The organism is Sporosarcina trichiuri, from assembly GCF_030406775.1.
Classification (GTDB): domain Bacteria; phylum Bacillota; class Bacilli; order Bacillales_A; family Planococcaceae; genus Sporosarcina; species Sporosarcina trichiuri.
In genome coordinates, this window is sequence record NZ_CP129119.1 from 705,914 (window position 1) to 725,042 (window position 19,129).

Annotated in this window: 18 protein-coding genes; 15 read left to right on the forward strand and 3 right to left on the reverse strand. The window is 56.8% G+C overall.

The annotated features are described in order from the left end of the window. The first annotated feature begins 142 nt into the window (after positions 1–142). From QWT68_RS03830 to QWT68_RS03890, 13 genes are all read left to right on the forward strand, one after another. The gene (locus QWT68_RS03830; RefSeq protein ID WP_290149673.1) at positions 143–973 is read left to right on the forward strand and encodes a transporter substrate-binding domain-containing protein; all 831 of its coding nucleotides are present in this window, start codon (positions 143–145) and stop codon (positions 971–973) included. Between the two features lie 82 nt (positions 974–1,055). Beyond that, complete coding sequence (locus QWT68_RS03835; RefSeq protein WP_290149674.1) at positions 1,056–2,204, forward strand: saccharopine dehydrogenase family protein; 1,149 nt, start codon at positions 1,056–1,058, stop codon at positions 2,202–2,204. 73 nt (positions 2,205–2,277) lie between these two features. After that, a complete protein-coding gene (locus tag QWT68_RS03840; RefSeq protein ID WP_040286312.1) occupies positions 2,278–2,934 on the forward strand; it encodes an amino acid ABC transporter permease in 657 nt (218 codons plus the stop codon). A 43-nt stretch (positions 2,935–2,977) separates the two neighbouring features. Then, complete coding sequence (locus tag QWT68_RS03845) at positions 2,978–3,721, forward strand: amino acid ABC transporter ATP-binding protein (protein ID WP_290150449.1); 744 nt, start codon at positions 2,978–2,980, stop codon at positions 3,719–3,721. Positions 3,722–3,752: 31 nt separating this feature from the next. Further along, the gene (locus QWT68_RS03850) at positions 3,753–4,442 is read left to right on the forward strand and encodes a CoA transferase subunit A (protein WP_040286313.1); all 690 of its coding nucleotides are present in this window, start codon (positions 3,753–3,755) and stop codon (positions 4,440–4,442) included. Further along, entirely contained in the window at positions 4,429–5,088 is a 660-nt protein-coding gene (locus QWT68_RS03855; protein WP_040286314.1) for a 3-oxoacid CoA-transferase subunit B, read from the forward strand. Before QWT68_RS03850 ends, QWT68_RS03855 begins: the two co-directional genes overlap by 14 nt. A 19-nt stretch (positions 5,089–5,107) precedes the next feature. Then, positions 5,108–5,953 (forward strand): 3-hydroxyacyl-CoA dehydrogenase NAD-binding domain-containing protein, encoded by an 846-nt coding sequence (locus QWT68_RS03860; RefSeq protein ID WP_290149677.1) that lies wholly within the window; start codon positions 5,108–5,110, stop codon positions 5,951–5,953. 30 nt (positions 5,954–5,983) lie between these two features. Next, positions 5,984–6,745, forward strand: coding sequence for an enoyl-CoA hydratase/isomerase family protein (locus tag QWT68_RS03865; RefSeq protein WP_290149678.1), 762 nt, complete (start codon positions 5,984–5,986; stop codon positions 6,743–6,745). A 13-nt stretch (positions 6,746–6,758) separates the two neighbouring features. Further along, positions 6,759–7,919, forward strand: coding sequence for an acyl-CoA dehydrogenase family protein (locus QWT68_RS03870; RefSeq protein ID WP_290149680.1), 1,161 nt, complete (start codon positions 6,759–6,761; stop codon positions 7,917–7,919). 4 nt (positions 7,920–7,923) lie between these two features. Then, entirely contained in the window at positions 7,924–9,111 is a 1,188-nt protein-coding gene (locus QWT68_RS03875; RefSeq protein WP_290149681.1) for a thiolase family protein, read from the forward strand. An 85-nt stretch (positions 9,112–9,196) separates the two neighbouring features. Beyond that, positions 9,197–10,183 (forward strand): NAD(P)-dependent oxidoreductase, encoded by a 987-nt coding sequence (locus tag QWT68_RS03880; protein WP_290149682.1) that lies wholly within the window; start codon positions 9,197–9,199, stop codon positions 10,181–10,183. Positions 10,184–10,203: 20 nt separating this feature from the next. Next, positions 10,204–11,289, forward strand: coding sequence for a tartrate dehydrogenase (locus QWT68_RS03885; RefSeq protein WP_290149684.1), 1,086 nt, complete (start codon positions 10,204–10,206; stop codon positions 11,287–11,289). 138 nt (positions 11,290–11,427) lie between these two features. After that, positions 11,428–12,441, forward strand: coding sequence for an LLM class flavin-dependent oxidoreductase (locus tag QWT68_RS03890; protein WP_040286320.1), 1,014 nt, complete (start codon positions 11,428–11,430; stop codon positions 12,439–12,441). Positions 12,442–12,504: 63 nt separating this feature from the next. Here the strand turns inward: QWT68_RS03890 and QWT68_RS03895 are convergent, their stop codons facing one another. Then, on the reverse strand, positions 12,505–13,704 hold the full coding sequence (locus QWT68_RS03895) for an iron-containing alcohol dehydrogenase (protein ID WP_290149685.1): 1,200 nt from the start codon (positions 13,702–13,704) through the stop codon (positions 12,505–12,507). A gap of 167 nt (positions 13,705–13,871) precedes the next feature. On the opposite strand from QWT68_RS03895, the gene QWT68_RS03900 reads away from it, so the two are divergent. Then, a complete protein-coding gene (locus QWT68_RS03900; protein WP_290149687.1) occupies positions 13,872–14,270 on the forward strand; it encodes a DUF5412 family protein in 399 nt (132 codons plus the stop codon). 242 nt (positions 14,271–14,512) lie between these two features. On the opposite strand, the gene QWT68_RS03905 is transcribed toward QWT68_RS03900, so the two are convergent. After that, the gene (locus QWT68_RS03905; protein WP_290149688.1) at positions 14,513–16,534 is read right to left on the reverse strand and encodes a penicillin-binding transpeptidase domain-containing protein; all 2,022 of its coding nucleotides are present in this window, start codon (positions 16,532–16,534) and stop codon (positions 14,513–14,515) included. Positions 16,535–16,735: 201 nt separating this feature from the next. On the opposite strand from QWT68_RS03905, the gene QWT68_RS03910 reads away from it, so the two are divergent. After that, positions 16,736–17,914: a MalY/PatB family protein gene (locus QWT68_RS03910; protein WP_290149689.1), complete on the forward strand. Its 1,179-nt coding sequence runs from the start codon at positions 16,736–16,738 to the stop codon at positions 17,912–17,914. Between the two features lie 49 nt (positions 17,915–17,963). Here QWT68_RS03910 and QWT68_RS03915 read toward each other — a convergent pair whose 3' ends face one another. Next, positions 17,964–19,082: a glycosyltransferase family 2 protein gene (locus QWT68_RS03915; protein ID WP_290149690.1), complete on the reverse strand. Its 1,119-nt coding sequence runs from the start codon at positions 19,080–19,082 to the stop codon at positions 17,964–17,966. Positions 19,083–19,129 lie beyond the last annotated feature (47 nt).

The following is a 19,129-nucleotide window of genomic DNA, read 5'->3' on the forward strand; positions in this document are numbered from 1 at the left end:
AGATTGCGGAAGGATCCATCGTCGCATGTTCCGGAAACCATCAGCATACAATCGACTGTCAGGCAAACGTTCCTCCATTCTAGAAATGGACGAGCAATTTGTCGTGCGAAGTATTTGTAATAAAAACAGGGAGGTCATACTTATGAAAAAAACCATGCTCATTTCAATCATGTTTCTCGCTCTCGTACTAGTCCTGGCAGGCTGCGGCAATAAAAACAAAACGGGCGGAACGGATACGAAAAACGAAGAGGCACCTCAGGCGGGTGCGAATGTGGCGGATCGCGTGCAGGAGTCCAAAGTAATGCGGGTCGCCTTTGAAGGAACGTATCCGCCATTCAATTACATGGATGAGAAAAACGAATTCCAAGGATTCGACGTCGACATCTCCATGGAAATCGCGAAGCGTCTCGGCGTGAAGCCGGAGTTCATCGCAACAAAATGGGACGGCCTGATCGGCGGCCTGAAAGCGGACAAATTCGACATCATCATCGGCCAGATGACTGTGACGGAGGAACGGAAAAAAAGCGTTGACTTTACGGACCCGTACGTTGTGACCGGCTCCGTACTGATCACCCGGGAAGACACGAACGATATTACCGAACTTGCGGACATCAAAGGGAAGAAAGTCGGCGTCGGCGGAGGGACGACATTCGAGGAAGTGGCGAACAGTGTGGACGGTGCGGATGTCAAACTGTATAAGGCGGTAAGCGATTACATCCAGGATCTGACGAACAAACGGCTGGATGTCATCATCAACGACCAGCTGCTCATGAATTACAACATCAAGGAAAACAATCTTCCGATCAAGATCACAAGTGACATCCTGAACAAAGACAGCATCGGGATGGCCGTCAACAAAGGGAACGAAGAGTTTGTGAAAAACGTGAATGCTGCGCTGACAGAGATGAAAGAAGACGGAACCTATAAAGAAATCTACAAGAAATGGTTCGGTGCGGATCCGTCCGAATTCTGACAGCCGGAAAAAGCGGCGTGACTGCAGCAGTGTGCCGCTCCGGTGTTGAACAAATCCTGGAACGATGAAGGGGGAGAATTATATGCATGCAGTGGTATTAGGCACCGGTAGGATCGGGACGACAGTCGTCAGGGAACTCGCGAAATTCAGTGCCATCACAACCGTGACAGCGGTGGATGGCAGTCAGCACATGGTCGACCGGTGTTTGGAAAAAGCGGACAATCCCAAGGTCATCGGTCGGACGGCATCTCTGTCATCGGTCGGCGATCTGGTCGACATCCTGGAAGATGCGGATGTAGCGGTCGGCTGCCTCCCGCATTCACTCAGCCTGACTGCCGTACGAGCCGCAATCGCGTCTCGCTGCCATCTGGTGGACCTGGTCGGTTCGCTGTTCCAAGAAAAGCTGGAGCTGGACAGCGAGGCGCGGGAAGCCGGCGTTACGATCGTCCCCGGCTGCGGGGTGGCGCCGGGCATCACGAACTTCCTGGCGGCTCAGGGTATCGAACTGCTTGACAGCGCAGATCATGCAGTCATGATCTGCGGAGGGATCCCGAGAATGCCGCTTCCCCCGCTATGGTACCAGGTCGTCTTCCGTCTCGAGAGCGTACTCGGACTCTACACAAAACCGGCAGCGGCGATCCGGAATGACCGAATCGTCGAATTCCCCGCCCTGTCGGAACTTGAGTCCATAACATTCCCTTACCCCGTCGGCGCCTGTGAAGCGGTTATCACGGATGCTCACAGCACGGCCTATACACTGCTTGGGAAAGTGAAGAATCTGACGGAAAAGACCGTCCGCTATCCGGGGCACTGGTCGAAGATGAAAGTGCTGGCTGAGCTCGGGTTCCTGGAAGACCGGCCGATCGAAGTGGAAGGAATACAGACCACTCCGCGGAAAGTCTCCGAGCAGATTTTGGCCCCCCAGATGGTCGGTGAGTCGAACGAAGATGTCACAGTCGTCCGGGTGGAAGTGTTTGGGATGAAAGACGGCCGGCAGACCACCCACAAATGGGAGCTGGTCGATAATTATGACCACCAGCGCGGCATCACTTCGATGGCGAAAACGACAGCACTTCCGGCGGTCATTGCCGCGAAGTGGCTCGCGGAAAACAGGATTCCGGAAAAAGGGGTCATGCCGATCGAGTCGATCGCCGTAAGGGACCGATTCGACCCGTTCCTGGATGAATTGAAGAACCTAGGCATCACAATCGATTATCAGCAATCCGTCTAAGCAGACAGGCAGTCAGCGGTAAAGACGGACACCTCCGGCTGCTTTGTCAATGAAACCGGAAAGGAGTGGAACGATGGACGCCATGATCGTAATAGATTCACTGCCTTCACTGCTGAAAGCGACTGGGATGACACTGTTCTTGAGCTGTATTTCGGTACTTATCGCCCTCGTCATCGGCTTTCTGACAGCACTGCTCCGGATTGTCAAGGTGAAGGTGCTTTACCAGGCCGCCAGCGTGTATATATCGGTCATCCGGGGAACTCCCCTTCTCGTCCAGATCTTCGTCATCTATTATGGACTTCCGCAGATCGGCATATCCATGGATCCGATAACGTCCGGGATCCTAGCACTCAGCCTGAATGCAGGTGCGTATCTGTCCGAGTCATTCCGGGCTTCGATCCTCGCGGTGGACAGAGGGCAGATGGAAGCGGCGATTTCCATGGGGATGACCTACGCCCAGGCGATGCGGCGCATCATATTGCCACAGAGTCTCAGGATTGCCATCCCGACGCTGTCCAACTCGTTCATCGTCCTCATCAAGGATACATCGCTCGTCTCCGTCATCACTGTGACGGAACTGCTGCAGATGTCGAGCCTGCTGATCGCAAAGACGTTCGAGCCGCTCACGATCTATCTGATGGCCGCTGCGATCTATTGGGTCCTCATCACGTTCTTCACAATGCTGCTGGACCGTTATGAAAAACAGACCTCAAAACATTTAGTCCGGTGAGACACCGGCAATCGCTGCAGGAAGGGGAGATGGGACATTGCATATCGTACAGGTGAACAATCTGAAGAAAGCTTTCGGCAGCAGTCCGGTCCTGCGGGGGATCGATCTCTCTGTGAACAAGAGCGAGGTGGTCGTCATCATGGGGCCGAGCGGATCGGGCAAGTCGACGTTCCTCCGCTGCCTGACGAATCTGGAACAGCCGGATGCAGGCGATATTACGATCGGTCCTCATACGATCCGGATCAGCGGCAGGCTGGACCGCAGTCAGAAGAGGGAAATCAGGGAGTTGCGGAAGAAAACAGGGTTCGTCTTCCAGTCGTTCAATCTGTTTCCGAATAAGACGGCAGTCGAAAACGTCATGGAAGGTCCGCTGACGATCAGACGGACACCGCCTCAGGAAGCGAAGGAGCATGCAGAAGCGCTGCTTGCGAAGGTGGGGCTCGCCGCCCGGGCGGATCACTACCCCTCCCAGTTGTCGGGCGGCCAGCAGCAGCGTGTCGCCATCGCCCGGGCGCTGTCGCTGAACCCGACCGTCATGCTCTATGATGAACCGACATCCGCGCTCGATCCCGAGCTTGTGCGGGAAGTGCTGCAGGTCATCAAACAGCTGGCAGAGGAAGGGATGACGATGATCATCGTGACCCATGAGATGAAATTCGCAAGGGATGTGGCGGATCGCGTGATCTTCATGGACGGCGGCCTGATTGTCGAGCAGGGGACACCGGCGGAAATCTTCGATAACCCGCAGGAGGAACGGACCCGGCAGTTTTTGACGTTTGCGAAATGAGCGTGTGAGCAGTCAGGAAAGGAGTGGCCGGTTGGACAAACTGGTGCAGGCGAAAGAGTTTTTGAATTTCATGAATAACGGAGACACGGTTCTCGTCGGCGGGTTCGGCATGTCGGGCACGCCGCTCACGCTCATCGATACGGTGGCGGCATCTTCGCTGCAGGACTTGACGGTCATCAGCAACAATCTGGGAGAACCGGGCAAAGGGCTTGGCCTTCTGCTGAAAAAAGAGAAGCTGCTGAAGAAAGCGGTCGGCTCGTACTTCACGACGAACCGGGATGCGGTACGGGCATGGTCCGACGGCGATCTGGAGATCGAGCTCATTCCTCAGGGGACGCTCGCGGAAGCGGTCCGCTGCGGAGGCGCGGGGATCGGCGGGTTCTATACGAAGACGGCTGTCGGGACAAAGCTTGCCGAAGGGAAAGAGGAGCGGGTGATCAGCGGCGAACGGTATCTGTTCGAACAAGCCATCAAGGGGGATGTTTCGCTCATAAAAGCCCACAAAGCGGACGGGCTTGGCAATTTGACGTACGACCATACGGGACGGAATTTCAATCCGGTCATGGCGACGGCAGGCAGGATCGTCATTGCGGAGGTGGATGAAATCGTCGAAACGGGAGAGCTGCTGCCGACTGAGATTGTGACACCGCATGTATATGTAGACTTCATCGTCCTGAACAAATATGTAAAAAAGGACGGTGTCTTCGTTGAACGGGACTGAACGGATCACGATCGCCAAACGGATCGTCCGGGAATTGAAACAGGGACAGGTCGTCAATCTCGGTGTCGGGATCCCGACGCTGATCCCTGATTATCTCGAAGACAAGAAATTGGTGCTGCAGTCGGAAAACGGACTGCTCGGGATGGGGCCGACCCCGCCGCCGGAAGAAGTCAACATGGACCTGATCAGCGCGAGCAAGGCGCCGATCACGATGGAAACCGGTGCTTCGCTGTTCGACAGTTCGAATTCGTTTGCGATGATCCGCGGCGGTCATATCGATGTGGCGGTCCTCGGGGCGCTGCAGGTCGATCAGACAGGCGAAATCGCCAACTGGGCGGTGCCGGGCGAGACGATCCTCGGTGTCGGGGGTGCGATGGATCTCGTCGCCGGCGCCCGATCCATCATCGTCGCGACCCGTCATTCCAGCAAAAGCGGCGAGCCGAAACTGGTCAAAGAACTGGCCTTCCCGACGAGCGGGATACGCAAGGCGGATCTCGTGGTCACGGAACACGCCGTCTTTGCATTCGGAGAGGGCAGGATGCAGCTTGTCGAGATCCTGTCTGGCATTACGATGGAGGAACTGCGGCGGCTGACGGGAGCTGAGTTCAAGATTGGTCCCCACGGCAACGGAGGGGCAAGCGAATGACGAATGAGGAGGCGGGAAATTGAGGGAGGTCACAGTGATTGGTTCGGGTGTGATGGGGAAAGGGATCGCCTATGCGTGTGCGGTGTCCGGTTTCCGGGTCACCCTGAATGATCTGAATGAGGAGATTTTGTCCAGAGCCAGGGAAGAGATCGAGAACCTGATGGACTCGAGTTTCCATGCGGGCTTTCTTGAGCAGGAAGCCTATGAAACTGCCAAGCGGAATCTGGTCTATGAGACGGATCTGCCGGCCGCCGCTGAAAAGGCGGACTTGGTCATCGAAGCGGTCCTTGAGAACATCGAGCTGAAGATCGCTGTCTTCCGGCAGCTGGACGCCGTCTGCAAACCGGAAACGGTGCTTGCGACCAACACGTCGACGATGAGTCCGACAGAGATCGGCGCCTACACATGCCGGCCGGACAAAGTTGTCGCCATGCACTTCTTCAACCCTGTCCATAAGATGAAACTGATCGAAGTGGTGAAAGGATTGGAGACTTCGGATGAAACGGTCGCTTTTATCCGTGAAATCGCCACGGCGCTGAAGAAAGAGGCGGTTGAAGTGAACGAGTTTCCGGGCTTCGTCACCTCCCGGATGAACTGTCTGATCGGCAATGAGGCGATGAATCTCCTGATGGAAGGGGTGGCGTCCGCAGCAGATATCGACAAGGCGATGAAACTCGGCCTGAATCATCCGATGGGCCCGCTCGAACTTGCGGATCTGGTCGGTCTCGATACGAGATTGCGCAATATGGAGTACTTGCATAAGACGCTTGGTGAAAAATATCGTCCGTGCCTGCTGCTCGTCAACTATGTGAAAGCCGGCCGTCTTGGAAAGAAGAGCGGGAAAGGGTTCTACGAGTATGAGTAAGGAGGGATCGCCATCATTGGATATACGGCGGTGACGGTTGAGAAAGAACAGGGGATTCTGTGGCTGACGCTGAACCGGCCGGAACGGCGGAATGCACTGGATGCGCAAATGCTGCAGGAGATCGATCAGGCATTCACGGAAGCGGAAGCGGATGCAGAAGTCCGTGTCGTTGTGGTGCAGGGGGCGGGCGGCAAATCGTTCGCTTCCGGAGCGGATATCCGGCAGCTCCACGAACGGCAGGCGCTGGAAGCTCTCGTGCCGGGCATGCAGGGGCTGTACTGTAAAATTGAAAATTGCTCCAAAGTGACGGTCTCGGTGATTGCCGGCTATGCCCTCGGCGGCGGGTGTGAATTGGCGCTAGCGTGTGATATCCGGGTTGCGACAGAGAACGCGGTGCTCGGCCTGCCTGAACTCAATCTCGGAATCATCCCGGGCGCCGGAGGGACACAGCGTCTTTCACGGATCGTCGGAAAAGGATACGCGCTCGACATGATCCTGACCGGACGTCTCGTCGGAGGCAAAGAAGCAGAACGGATCGGGCTGGTCACGTATCTGGCGGATGAGGAAACGCTCTCCGTGACCCTTGCACAGATTACGGATGCTGTACTTAAGAAAGGACCTGTCGCTGTGCTGCTTGCGAAATCCGCAGTCCATAAGGGGTACGATATCGACGCCGGAACAGCAATGTGGCTCGAAAAATTATCCCAGGCGGTCGCCTTCGGAACGGAAGACAAACAGGAAGGGACATTGGCGTTCCTGGAAAAGCGGCCTGCGAATTTCATCAACGGATAAGAGGAGAGTGGACATGGATTTCAAGTTTAGCGAAGACGTCCTTTTCTTACAGGAGAGCGTCCGGAAGTTCGTCCGGGAGCAGGTGGAGCCTGTTGCGATGGAAATCGAGGAGAATGACCGCATTCCTGATCGGATCGTTGCGATGTCGAAGGAGATGGGGCTGTTCAGCCTCGGCATCCCGGAGCAATACGGGGGGCTCGGTCTCGACATGGTCGGCAAGTGTGCCATCTACGAAGAGCTCGGGAAAACGCACAACGGCTTCACCACGCTGATCGGCGCCCATACAGGGATCGGGACGGTCGGTATTGTCGACCTCGGAACTGATGCACAGAAAGAGAAATTCCTTCCGAAGATGGCGACTGGGGAATGGATCGGCTCGTTCGCACTGACCGAGCCGAGTGCCGGGTCGAATGCGGCGAACCTGAAGACGACCGCTGTGAAGAAGGGAGACCGCTACGTCCTGAACGGCTCGAAGCATTATATTACGAATGCGGTGGATGCCCATGTGTTCACAGTGATGGCCGTGACGGACAGCTCGCAGGGCGCGCGGGGGATCACGTCGTTCATCGTCGACAAGGATACGCCCGGATTCACGCTCGGTACCGTGGAGCGCAAAATGGGGCTGCGGGGCTCCCACTCCGCGGAGCTGTTCTTCGACAACATGGAGGTGCCAGAAGAGAATGTCCTCGGGAAAGAGGGATCCGGTTACATCAATGCCCTCAAAATCCTTGCGAACGGCCGGGCGGGGCTCGCTGCGCGGAACTTAGGCTCCTGTGTGCGGCTGCTTGAGCACTCGCTCGACTATGCGCATGAGCGGGAGCAATTCGGGCAGAAGATCATCGACATGCAGGCGGTCCAGCATATGCTCGCCGACATCAGCATGCAGATCGAAGTGCTGCGTTCGATGACATACCGCGTGGCGTGGATGACCGATCAGAAACAGCGTGTCGTCAAGGAAGCGGCGATTGCAAAGCTGTTCGCATCGGAAGTGTATAACAATGTCGCCGATCTTGCGCTGCAGATCCATGGAGGCATCGGCTATATGAAGGACTACCCGATTGAACGGTATTACCGGGATGCCCGGATCACGAAGATCTATGAAGGCACATCGGAAATCCAGCGCAATATCATCGCAGGCGAATTGAAACGCGATTATGCGCAAAAGGGGCTGTGACGGATTGGGGAATAGCTATATTGTCGAGGCGGTGCGGACGGCGGTCGGTCGGATGGGCGGTTCACTGAAAGATGTCCCGGTCGATCACCTTGCCGAAAAGGTGATCCGGGAAGTGATGGAACGGACCGATCCGGCGATTGCGGTGGACGAAGTTATCCTCGGACAGGCGAAACAGAGTGCAGACACATCGAATCTGGCCCGGCTCGCTGCATTGCGAGCCGATTTGCCGGTGACGGTGCCGGGGTATACCGTCCACCGGCAATGCGGGTCAGGACTCCAGGCCATCCATAATGCCGACCAGCAGATCCGGCTCGGTCTGTCGGACGTCGTCATCGCGGGCGGAGCGGAGAGCATGAGCACCGCGCCGTATTACATCCGCCATGCACGGTATGGGCTGTCGGCGGGGAACGGGCTGCTGCTGGACCCGAATACGGAGAGCCAGCCATGCTCCCAGCCTGCTGAAGTATACGGGGAGCTGACGATGGGCATGACGGCGGAAAATCTGGCGGACCGGTATTCGATCTCGCGCCGAAAGCAGGACGAGTTTGCGCTGAGCAGCCAGCTGAAAGCGGAACGTGCGATCCTCGAGGGACGGTTCAAGGAGGAAATCGTTCCATTAGAAGTGAAAAGCAGGAAAAGCAGTTTCCTATTTGAGACGGATGAACATCCGAGGAAGTCGACAATGGACCAGCTGGCCAGACTGCGGGCTGTCTTCAAGGACGGCGGGACGGTGACGCCGGGCAATGCGAGCGGAAGGAATGACGGAGCCGCCGCCGTCCTGATGATGTCGGAAGAGAAATTGAAAGCGTACGGCGTCCAGCCGAAAGCGAAGATCATCGCCCAGGCGGTGAGCGGCGTGTCACCGGTCGTGATGGGGATCGGTCCGGTCACGTCCACCGAGAAGGCGCTGGCGCAAGCCGGGCTGACCATCGATGATATCGATCTGATTGAGCTGAACGAAGCATTTGCCGCGCAGTCACTCGCGGTCATTGAAGGGACCCGCATGGACATGGAAAAGGTGAACGTCAATGGCGGAGCGATCGCGCTCGGCCATCCGATCGGGGCGACGGGCGCCATCCTGATGACGAAATTGATCTATGAGATGAAACGCAGGAAATCGAAATACGGCCTCGTGACACTCTGTATCGGCGGCGGTCAGGGAATTACGACGATCGTCGAAAACTTGCAGTGAAGCTGCAGCGGGACGGTCGGACTGGGATTTTATCCAACAGGGAGTTCCCTGGGCTTAGGTTGATTAGCATGAAAGGGGTTGTCCAGTGTCTCTGCATATCGTTCAGATTTACCCGATGTACCACCCGGATGGTGAAGAAAAACTGAACCAGCTGGCGTCCGTGAAGCGGTTTGAGACGTTCGACGAGCAGGCGATCGCCGATTATGTGCAGCAGCATCCGGTGGACGGCATCATTCTGCGGGCTCCTGCCCGCATCACCCCGACCATCCTGGATGCGTGTAAAACCGTCAAGGCGATTTCCGGCGCGGGTATCGGGCTCGATAATATCGATGTCGCGTATGCCACCGAAAAAGGCATCAAAGTGCTGCATGCCCCGAAATTGAACAGCCTGGCGACCGCGGAGCATACGATGGCCCTGCTGCTGGCCGCCATGAAAGATATAAGTGGGTTCCATATGGAGATGAAAGACGGCAATTTCTCCAGCAGGGATGGGCGGTATACGATGGAGCTGCGGGGCAAAACACTCGGCCTGATCGGGTTCGGGTCGATCGCCCAGCAGGTGGCGGCGATGGCACGTAATGGATTCGGCATGGAAGTGCTCGCCGGTGTGCGGTCGATCACCGAGGAGCGGCAGGCACTGGCGGACTCCCTCGGTATCGGGCTGACGACTTCCATGGTAGAGGTCTTCACTGAAAGTGATGCGGTCAGTCTCCACATTCCGCTGACCGATCAGACACGCGGGCTGATCGACGGGAAGTATTTCGAGCGGATGAAACCGACTGCTGTGCTCGTCAATACGGCACGCGGCGGAGTGCTCAATGAGACAGATCTCTGTGAAGCCCTTGAGGGTGGAAAACTGCTGAGAGCGGCCGTCGATGTCTATGCAGCGGAACCACCCGCTCCGGACCATCCGTTTTTCAGCACGGAAGGGATCACGATGACTCCCCATATTGGCGGCATCAGTCTGGAAGCGGCGAGGGAGACGTCTGTCATCATCGCGGAAAACCTGGTCAAAGCAATTCGCGGCGAAGTGCTTTCCGTCATTGCGAACGCAGAAAAACTTGCGCCGTGACAGGCGCGCAGGAGGGTGTCATGAAAACAATCAGCATCGCTGTCATTCCGGGCGACGGGATCGGACCGGAAGTGGTGGCGGAAGGGATGAAAGTGTTAAAGACCATCGAGCAGCTGGATCCGTCGATTTCGTTTTCATTCACGGAATTTCCGTGGGGCTGTGAGTATTACCTGGAGCACGGCAGAATGATGGCGGCAGATGGCATGGAGCAATTGAAGGGATTCGACGCCATTTACCTCGGGGCGGTCGGTTATCCGGGCGTGCCGGACCATATCTCGCTGAGGGATCTGCTGCTGACCATCCGGAAAGAGTTCGATCAGTATGTGAACCTCCGGCCGGTCACGCTGCTGAATCCGGAACTCACCCCGCTGAAAGGGAAGAATGCGGAGGATATCGATTTCCTGGTGATCCGGGAGAACAGTGAAGGGGAATACGCGGGGGCGGGCGACCGTCTGTTCAAGGGCAGACCTGAAGAAGTCGTCCTCCAGACAGGCGTTTTCTCCCGAAAAGGGACGGAGCGGATCATCCGCTATGCGTATGACGAAGCCAGACGGTCGGGCCGCACATTGACGAGCGTCAGCAAGGCGAACGCGTTGAATTATTCCATGGTGTTCTGGGATGAAGTCTTCGAAGAGGTCGGCAGGGAGTATCCCGATATACAGACGTATTCTTATTTGGTCGATGCGGCAAGCCTCTACTTTGTCACGGAACCGGAACGTTTCGAGATTGTTGTCACGTCCAATCTGTTCGGAGATATTCTGACGGACATCGGCGCGGCGATCGCTGGGGGAATGGGACTCGCGGCGGGTGCGAACATCAACCCGACGCGGGAATTCCCATCGATGTTCGAACCGGTGCACGGGTCAGCGCCGAACATCGCCGGAAAAGGAATCGCCAATCCGCTCGCGGCGATCTGGTCCGTCAGCCAGATGATGGATTTCTTCGGGGAAGAGACGTGGGGCAAGCGGATTCTCGATGCGATCCAAGAGATTCTGGCAGAGCCGGCGAACCTCACGTCGGATCTCGGCGGGACTGCGACGACTGAAATGGCCGGTGACCGGTTTGTGGAGATCTTAACAGCGAACTCGCTGGCTGGTCCTGCATGACGGGGCTGTCCGATAACGGAGGGTGCCTGTTGAAACCGATGAGTTGATTCTCCATCTGAAGTATAGTAAATTGACGTTAGGTTACCTAAAGTAAGTTTGTTTCACATCTGATGGAACAAGCGATGAGGAGTGGTTTCTATGACGTCATCATCCAGGAAATTCAACGGCATCCCGCTGTCCGTGCTCGACCTTGCCCCGATCCGCGAAGGCGGCAGTCCGTCGGAGACATTCAAGAACAGTGCGGAACTTGCGCAGCATGTGGAGAAGCTCGGTTACAACCGGTACTGGCTCGCGGAGCACCATAATATGCCGGGTGTCGGCAGTTCCGCAACAAGCGTCCTGATCGGCCATATCGCCGGCAAAACGGAGCGGATGCGGATCGGTTCGGGCGGCGTCATGCTGCCGAACCACGCGCCGCTCGTCATTGCGGAGCAATTCGGCACACTCGATGCGCTGTATCCGGGCCGGATCGACCTCGGGCTCGGGCGCGCGCCGGGGAGCGACCAGGCGACCGCTTATGCACTGCGCCGGACGCTCCACAGCAGCGGAGAGGATTTCCCGCAGCAGGTCGCGGAACTGCGATCCTACTTCGATCCGGAGCCGAATGCGCGTGTCCGCGCGTTCCCGGGCGAAGGACAGGACATTCCGATCTGGCTGCTCGGCTCGTCAGGCTTCAGTGCGCAGCTTGCTGCCCAGATCGGCCTGCCGTTTTCGTTCGCGAGTCACTTTGCACCGGCGTATGTCATGCAGGCGCTTCAGCTGTATCATCAGAACTTCAAGCCGTCGAGGCATCTGGATGCGCCGTATGCGATGCTCGGCGTAAGCATTGTCGCCGCTGACACGGATGAAAAAGCGATGTACTTGGCGACCTCCCTCCAGCAGCAGTTCCTCAGTCTCGGTCGCGGCAAACCGACACAGTTCAAGCCGCCGCTCGAGAATCCGGAAGTTGTCTGGACGCCGGCGGAACAGGCTTCCGCTGCCGCAATGCTCGAGTCGCCCGCAACGATTGTCGGCGGACCGGAAACTGTGAAACGTGAACTGGAAGCGTTCCTGAACCAGACGAAAGCGGACGAGTTCATCCTCAGCTCCCCGGTCTATTATCAGGAGGACCGGCTGCGTTCGTTCGAGATCATTGCGGATCTCATGGACTGAATATGAAAAATCCCCGCTGTGCCGGCTAGTTTAGGCATGACGGGGATTTTTTAATGGGTTTGATTAATCACGGATCGTATCATACAGACTGCGCAGGTCCGTGCGGCCGAGAATCCGCGGGACAGGATACAGGGGATTCGCTTCGGCGAGCGCGCGGTCGATCATGAGCGGGATGTCCTCTTCCCGGATGCCGCTGATAGTATCGGGAATGCCCATGTCCACATTCAGCTGCCTGACTGCCCGAATGAACGCCAAACTGTTTCCCGCGTCGGAGAGCCGGTTGTCACCAAGACCGGCAGCGAGCGCCAGTTCCGCGAGCGGCTTATGGACAGACTCCCCGTAATAGTCGAGGACGTACGGCATGATGACGGCATTCGCGAAACCGTGCGGCACATTATAGAAACCGCCGAGCGTGTGGGCGATCGCATGGATATAGCCGACATACGAACGGGTGAACGCCCGGCCGGCCAGGTAAGCCGCGCGCTGCATGTTTTTCCGGGCTTGGTTATCATGCCCGTCGGAGTAAGCGGCCGGCAGGTGAACGAAGATGAGCCGGGCCGCTTCCAGACTCCAAGCGCGTGTGGCAGGTGTGGTGCTGCCGCCGATATATGCCTCGACAGCATGTGTAAGCGCATCCATACCGGTCGTCGACGTGATCAGTTTCGGCAGATTGACAGTGAGCAGCGGATCGAGCACAGCGAATCGCGGTGTCAGGACAGGATCGTTGATGGCATACTTTTCGTGCGTCCGGCTGTCCGAGACGACCGACACGATGGTCGCCTCGCTCCCCGTGCCGGCGGTAGTCGGAATGGCGGCGAGCGGGGGTGTTTCTTTCCGGACTTTCAGCTGGCCTTTCAGCTGAGGCAGCGTCCGATCCGGGCGGGCCACCCGGGCAGCGACACCTTTCGCGCAGTCGATCGCCGAACCGCCGCCAAACGCAATGATGCCGTCGCAGCGTTCAGAATGATAGAGCGCAAGCGCCTCTTCCACATTATCGATCGTCGGGTTCGGCACGGTTTTGTCATACATGACTGACTGAATATCTGCAGTCTGCAGTTCATCCAGCAGGCCATCGAGCAGCCCGAGTTTCGGCAGGGTGCTGTCCGTCACAACGAGGACGCGGCGGACAGAATGGCAGTAGAGAAGTGCCGGCAGTTCCAACACGCTGTTTTCGCCTTCGAGGAGCAGCGGCTGCCGCCAGGGCAGGGCCTTTGCCACAAGCCGGTAGACGGACTGGAAGGTGCGGCAGTAGAGCGTGTACATGAGTGACCCCCCTCTTTATTATAAAAGTGCAAGAACCGATTGATCCCTCTAATATAATATAGAAGAAAAGTTCGGGCAATTCATGTATTGGCTGAGGGATCGGCAACCTTCCGCAGCAGCGAGCGTTATATGGGATAAACAGACAGCTAGGAGAAAGGGGTCTGCGCATGGGCAAGTGGATGAAATGCCATCCTGTCATGACAGTTGTGATCGGTTATTTTACAGTTCTCACGGTCCTTGCGGGATTTGCTTTTTATTGGTTATTCATTGACATGCAGCATCTGCCGACCGAAGAGAGATTGCTCTCGAGCCGGTCGCCCGATGGAGAATACACACTGACAGTCTACCGGAACAACGGAGGCGCGACCGTCCCGTATACCTTGTCCGGAGAAGTGACGGCAGCTCGTACGGGCAAGCAGACAATCATTTACTGGGCTGACGGAGTAGAAGCCGAGGTGGAGTGGTCAGGAGAGACGAACGTGCGGATCAATGGCGTCGAGCTGGACGTCCGGAGTGAAAAATATGATTACCGTCGGCATAGACAGGAGGGAACTGACCCGCATTGAAGGCGTCTGAGCGTCGATTTGTGAAGTTATGAGCGCAGCGGGGAGGGTTATGATCACTTTTATGGTTTTATGATCACTTATCCGGGTTTATGAGCGCGATCTGGCGTTTATGATCACTTTCTGCGTTTTATGATCAAATTAGCGGATATATGATCATTTTCCCTGATTTATGATCACTTCCCGCCAATCAACCTGAAAAAACCAGCACAGCCTCCGGTTTCCCGGCAGGCTGTGCTGGTTTTTCATTTCTTGTAATACGCTTTGTAGACATCGGCCGCAAGTTCTGCGACGTAGCCGCTGCCGTTGTTGTCTTCGACGTGCTCGATCATCATGGCGAGGATGAAATTCGGGTGGTCGGCGTTATAGCTGACGAAGAATCCGGTATCCTGGCCGCTCTCGCCGGCCGCTTTCTTCAGCTCGGCTGTGCCGGTTTTACCGGCGACCGGAATATCCGGCAGATTCGCTTTCTGCGCGAACCCATCCAGCACGACATTCCGCAGATCGGTCTTCAGCTCATCTGCATTCGGCTTGGTGAGCAGATCCTTCTGCCATACTTGCTGTGTGGCGTCATCCTTATACAGCGTTGGCTTATACATGAGCCCGTTCGTGATGATTGGTTCGTACATGACGGCAAGATGCAGGATGTTCGTCAGCATCTGGCCCTGCCCGAACGATGTATCCGCCAGCTGTCCCTCCGATGCGAGCGTTCCGTCATTTGAAATCTGAGACGGTGTCAAGTTGAGGGCAAACGGAATCTCTTCGCCGAACCCGAAACGTTTCAGTCCGCTGATGAATTTCTCTTTGCCCATCGCAAGCGCCTGCTGGGCAAAATAGATATTGTCCGAGTAGATGAGCGCTTTGTTCAGATCCATCGGGTTCGGGGCTTCGGGATGGAAGCGGGACACGCGGTAGGATCCCCAGGAACTGTCCTTCTGCCACGTCTTCCCGCTGATCATGATACCGGCGTCCGGTTTCAGTGTGCCCGCTTCGAGACCGACCGCCGCAGTGATCGGCTTGATGGATGAACCGGGTGCATAAGCGGCCGCAAATCGGTTGAACAGCGGCTGTTTCGGATCTTCGGACAATGTTTTGTAGCGTTCGCCGCTGATGCCGAGCATGAATTCCGCCGGATCGAAACTCGGAGAGCTCGTCAGCACGAGTGTCTCGCCGGTGAGCGGATCGACCGCTGCCGCTGTACCGGTTTCCCCGCGCATCGCGTCATACGTCTTCTTCTGCAGGTCGGCGTCGATCGTCAATGTAATGTCCTCACCGTCGACCGCCTCTTTCACGGCGATCTTTTCCGGAGTACTGCCTGCTTCCGGTCCCTTCATATAGATGCCGACGCCGTTCTCGCCGCGAAGCCGGTCCTCCAAGATGCGCTCCAGACCCTGCCGCCCGATCAGGTCGGTCTCGGTATAGCCGGCGTCCTTGTGTTTCTCAAGCAGTTCGGCGGTGATCGGGCCGATGTAACCGGACAGATGGGCGAGTGATGCGCCGTAAGGATATTCGCGCATCGCGGTTTCCTGGTAGGTCATCCCCGGGATCTCGATCAGCTTGGCGAGCAGCGCTTCATCGGTTTTCGCAACTTTGCCGATCGGCACGAAATAATCAGGCTGCACCCATGACTGGTTCAGCTGCTTGTCGATGAATTCGACGGTCGTATTCAGCAGTTTTGCAACGTCCGCTTTCTTGCCGGCATCGGTGAACTTGCCGGGCACGATGCCCGCTTCATAGCCGATTCCGTTCATCGCGATCGGCTTGCCGTTCCGGTCGAAGATCTTGCCGCGCACCGCTTTCGTCGTCTGGATCTGGACGGTATCCGTCGCAGTCAGCCCGGGGAAGATGAACGACGGGTCCCAGTCGGCATACCAGTGTTTCTCTTCGTCCTGTTCCTCGTAGATGAACGTCAGATCCTTGTCGAACTCGACAGGACCGGCCGCGGTGTCCATTTTGATATGGATGGGGAAGACGGCAGGCTGTTCTTCGTCCCACTCCGCGTCTTCCTTCGGTTTCTTGTAGGTCACTTCCAGGTCGTCGATCGACAGGTCTTCAATCAGTTTCTCCTGACGCTCTGCGAATTCATTCTGATCGAACGTCTTTTTCGTCCCGCTGCTCAAATAATCCGTATACATGTCCGTGAACTTTTCATCGTTCCAGAATTTCGTATACGCGGCCAGACGGTCTGCCGGCGATTCTTTTTTTGCACAGCCGGCCAGCATGGCGATCAGCAGGACGGCCGTCAGTACTATGAACTTCCGCTTCATGGGAATCGCTCCTCTATCCTGATTGTTCAGATTTACCTAACACTCTGTAACCATTGTACTAAAAAGGGTGGCAGAAGGTAATGGAACGTAGGGAATTCATCCAGCGCATCAGGCAGTTTTTTGTACACGATTCCACGTTCACGATACGATAAGGAAGAAGAGAACAGCGAACGCAGTCACAGCGGAAAGGGGAGTATTAGAATGAAACATGATTTCGATACGGTCATTGACCGCATGAAGACATCGAGTGTGAAATGGGACGGGGCCGAGGCGCTGTTCGGCGCGAAGGACCTGCTGCCGCTCTGGGTGGCGGATATGGACTTCAAAGTGCCGGAAGCCGTCTCGAAAGCGGTCGAGGCGAAGGCGGCGCACGGAATCTTCGGCTACACGACACGCGATGACGGGTATTATAATTCGATCATCTCCTGGATGAAAACGCGTCACAACTGGACAGTCGAACGCGAGTGGATCTGCCACAGTCCGGGTGTCGTGACGGCCTTGAGTCTTGCCGTGCAGGCCTTCACAGAACCTGGTGACAAAGTGATTGTGCAGCCGCCCGTCTATTATCCGTTCATGAGCACGACCGAGAATAATGGCAGGGAGGTCGTCTTCAATCCCCTGAAGGAGCAGGACGGCCGATATTCCATGGACTTCGACGACTTGCGTGCGAAGATCGACGGCTCCGTAAAACTGCTCATGCTGTGCAACCCGCATAACCCGGGCGGCACTGTCTGGACGAAGGAAGACCTGCAGACTCTCGGCGAAATCTGCCTGGAACATGGCATCCTCGTAATTTCTGATGAAATCCATTCGGACCTCGTCTTCGAGCAGGGCAGCCACGTCCCGTTCGCATCCATTTCTGATGAATTTGCAGACAGCAGCATCACGTGCACGGCACCCAGCAAGACGTTCAACCTGGCCGGTCTGCAGACATCGAATATCATTATTCCGAACGCCGGACTGCGTGCGGCATTCGAAAAGGAGACCGCCCGTAATTCGATCGGTATGCCGAATTCGTTCGGCCCGGTCGCGACGGAAGCCGCCTATACGGAAGGCGGGGACTGGCTCGCGGATGTACTGGACTATGTGAAGGGTAACGTCGAATTCATCACCGGCTACTTCAAAGAACACGTCCCGGCACTGAAAGTCCTGCCGCTCGAAGCGACATACCTGGCATGGATCGACTGCCGGGAGCTCGGCATGTCACCGGAAGAACTCGAGAGCTTTTTCTTGACGGAGGCGCATGTCGCACTGAACCAGGGCAAGGCGTTCGGGCCGGGCGGCGAAGGGTTCGTCCGCATGAACCTGGCGTGCTCCCGGTCGGTTGTCGAAAAAGCAGCCCGGCAAATCGAAGAAGCGGTCGCCGGATTGGATCAGTAAACCGAAAAGCCCGCCGGACAGCAGCAGTACACTGTCCGGCGGGCTTTTCCTATACATCGATCTTGCGGCCGCGCCACTCGACGGATTTGAGGATATGGACGCGGAACAGCGAATAGAGGAACACCGCGGCGAAAAAGAGGAACAGGATCGGATAGAAAACGAAAAACAGCCAGTGGAAATTGCCGACACGGCGGGCGAAAAGAGCGGTCTGCAGGGCGAATGCCGCGTACAGGAGCCCGCTCAGCAGGAGCCGGACACCGCCGCCTGTGAAGGCTGCCGACAGGAGTTCCCCGGCGCTGATGAAACTGCCGGCAATCCAGAGGATGACAAGCGCCATCACGAACGGATGTGTCGACTGGGAGCCGATCGCAAAGCTCTTGCACCAGCCGTCCACCATGCTTTTAAAGCCTTCCGGGTACATGCGGAATGATATCGTCCCTTTGCCGCCTATACAGGCTACGGGAAGACCTTCTTCAAGAAACGCCTCGCCCAAAGCCAGGTCATCCATGATCGCACCTTCAATTTTCTCATGTCCGCCTGCCTGGAAGTAGTCACCCCGGCTGCAGAGGATGCACGGGCCGAATGAACCGGCCGTCCGGAACCGCTCCGGCCAGGCAGTGAACAGGTTCATGCCGGCGACGACAATGATGTTGAAGACCGCCGACAGACTTTCGTACAAATGGCGGACGGTATGGTACGGCTGAACGGATAGAATCCCGGAAGCGCCTTTTCCAGCGTAGCTCCCGAGTAGATCGGACAGCCCTGTGTCACGTTCGAACGCCGTATCCGCGTCCAGGAACAGCAGCCACTCGCCAGCTGCCTGTCCGGCTCCGCGCCAGCACGCCGCCGACTTTCCTGCACCCGCGGCAGCCGGGCTGTTCCGAATTACAGTTGCACCATACTGCTCGGCGACCGCGGCTGTATTGTCGGAAGAATCGTCGTCGATGACGAGCAGTTGGTACGACCGGAACGTCTGCTGCTGCAGGGAGCGCAGCAGCGGCTGGATCCGCTGTTCTTCATTCCGCGCCGGCACGATGATCGAAACCGTTGGCAGCTGAACGTCCTCCCGCCGTGCGGAGGAAGGGACCGGCAGCGACCGGAACATCAGGAAGCCGGCGATAAGGGCGAGAACCCCCAAGATCAGATTGACAGTATCCAGAACCATCATGTCACCGCCTCCTTGTCTTTGTCAGGTAACAGATGAACGGACATGCC

Excerpts from the sequence above, each read along its gene's own strand:
- QWT68_RS03830 (WP_290149673.1), top strand. The coding sequence starts at position 143 with ATGAAAAAAACCATGCTCATTTCAATCATGTTTCTCGCTCTCGTACTA.
- QWT68_RS03835 (WP_290149674.1), top strand. The coding sequence starts at position 1,056 with ATGCATGCAGTGGTATTAGGCACCGGTAGGATCGGGACGACAGTCGTC.
- QWT68_RS03840 (WP_040286312.1), top strand. The coding sequence starts at position 2,278 with ATGGACGCCATGATCGTAATAGATTCACTGCCTTCACTGCTGAAAGCG.
- QWT68_RS03870 (WP_290149680.1), top strand. The coding sequence starts at position 6,759 with ATGGATTTCAAGTTTAGCGAAGACGTCCTTTTCTTACAGGAGAGCGTC.
- QWT68_RS03885 (WP_290149684.1), top strand. The coding sequence starts at position 10,204 with ATGAAAACAATCAGCATCGCTGTCATTCCGGGCGACGGGATCGGACCG.
- QWT68_RS03890 (WP_040286320.1), top strand. The coding sequence starts at position 11,428 with ATGACGTCATCATCCAGGAAATTCAACGGCATCCCGCTGTCCGTGCTC.
- QWT68_RS03895 (WP_290149685.1), bottom strand. The coding sequence starts at position 13,704 with ATGTACACGCTCTACTGCCGCACCTTCCAGTCCGTCTACCGGCTTGTG.
- QWT68_RS03900 (WP_290149687.1), top strand. The coding sequence starts at position 13,872 with ATGGGCAAGTGGATGAAATGCCATCCTGTCATGACAGTTGTGATCGGT.
- QWT68_RS03905 (WP_290149688.1), bottom strand. The coding sequence starts at position 16,534 with ATGAAGCGGAAGTTCATAGTACTGACGGCCGTCCTGCTGATCGCCATG.
- QWT68_RS03910 (WP_290149689.1), top strand. The coding sequence starts at position 16,736 with ATGAAACATGATTTCGATACGGTCATTGACCGCATGAAGACATCGAGT.
- QWT68_RS03915 (WP_290149690.1), bottom strand. The coding sequence starts at position 19,082 with ATGATGGTTCTGGATACTGTCAATCTGATCTTGGGGGTTCTCGCCCTT.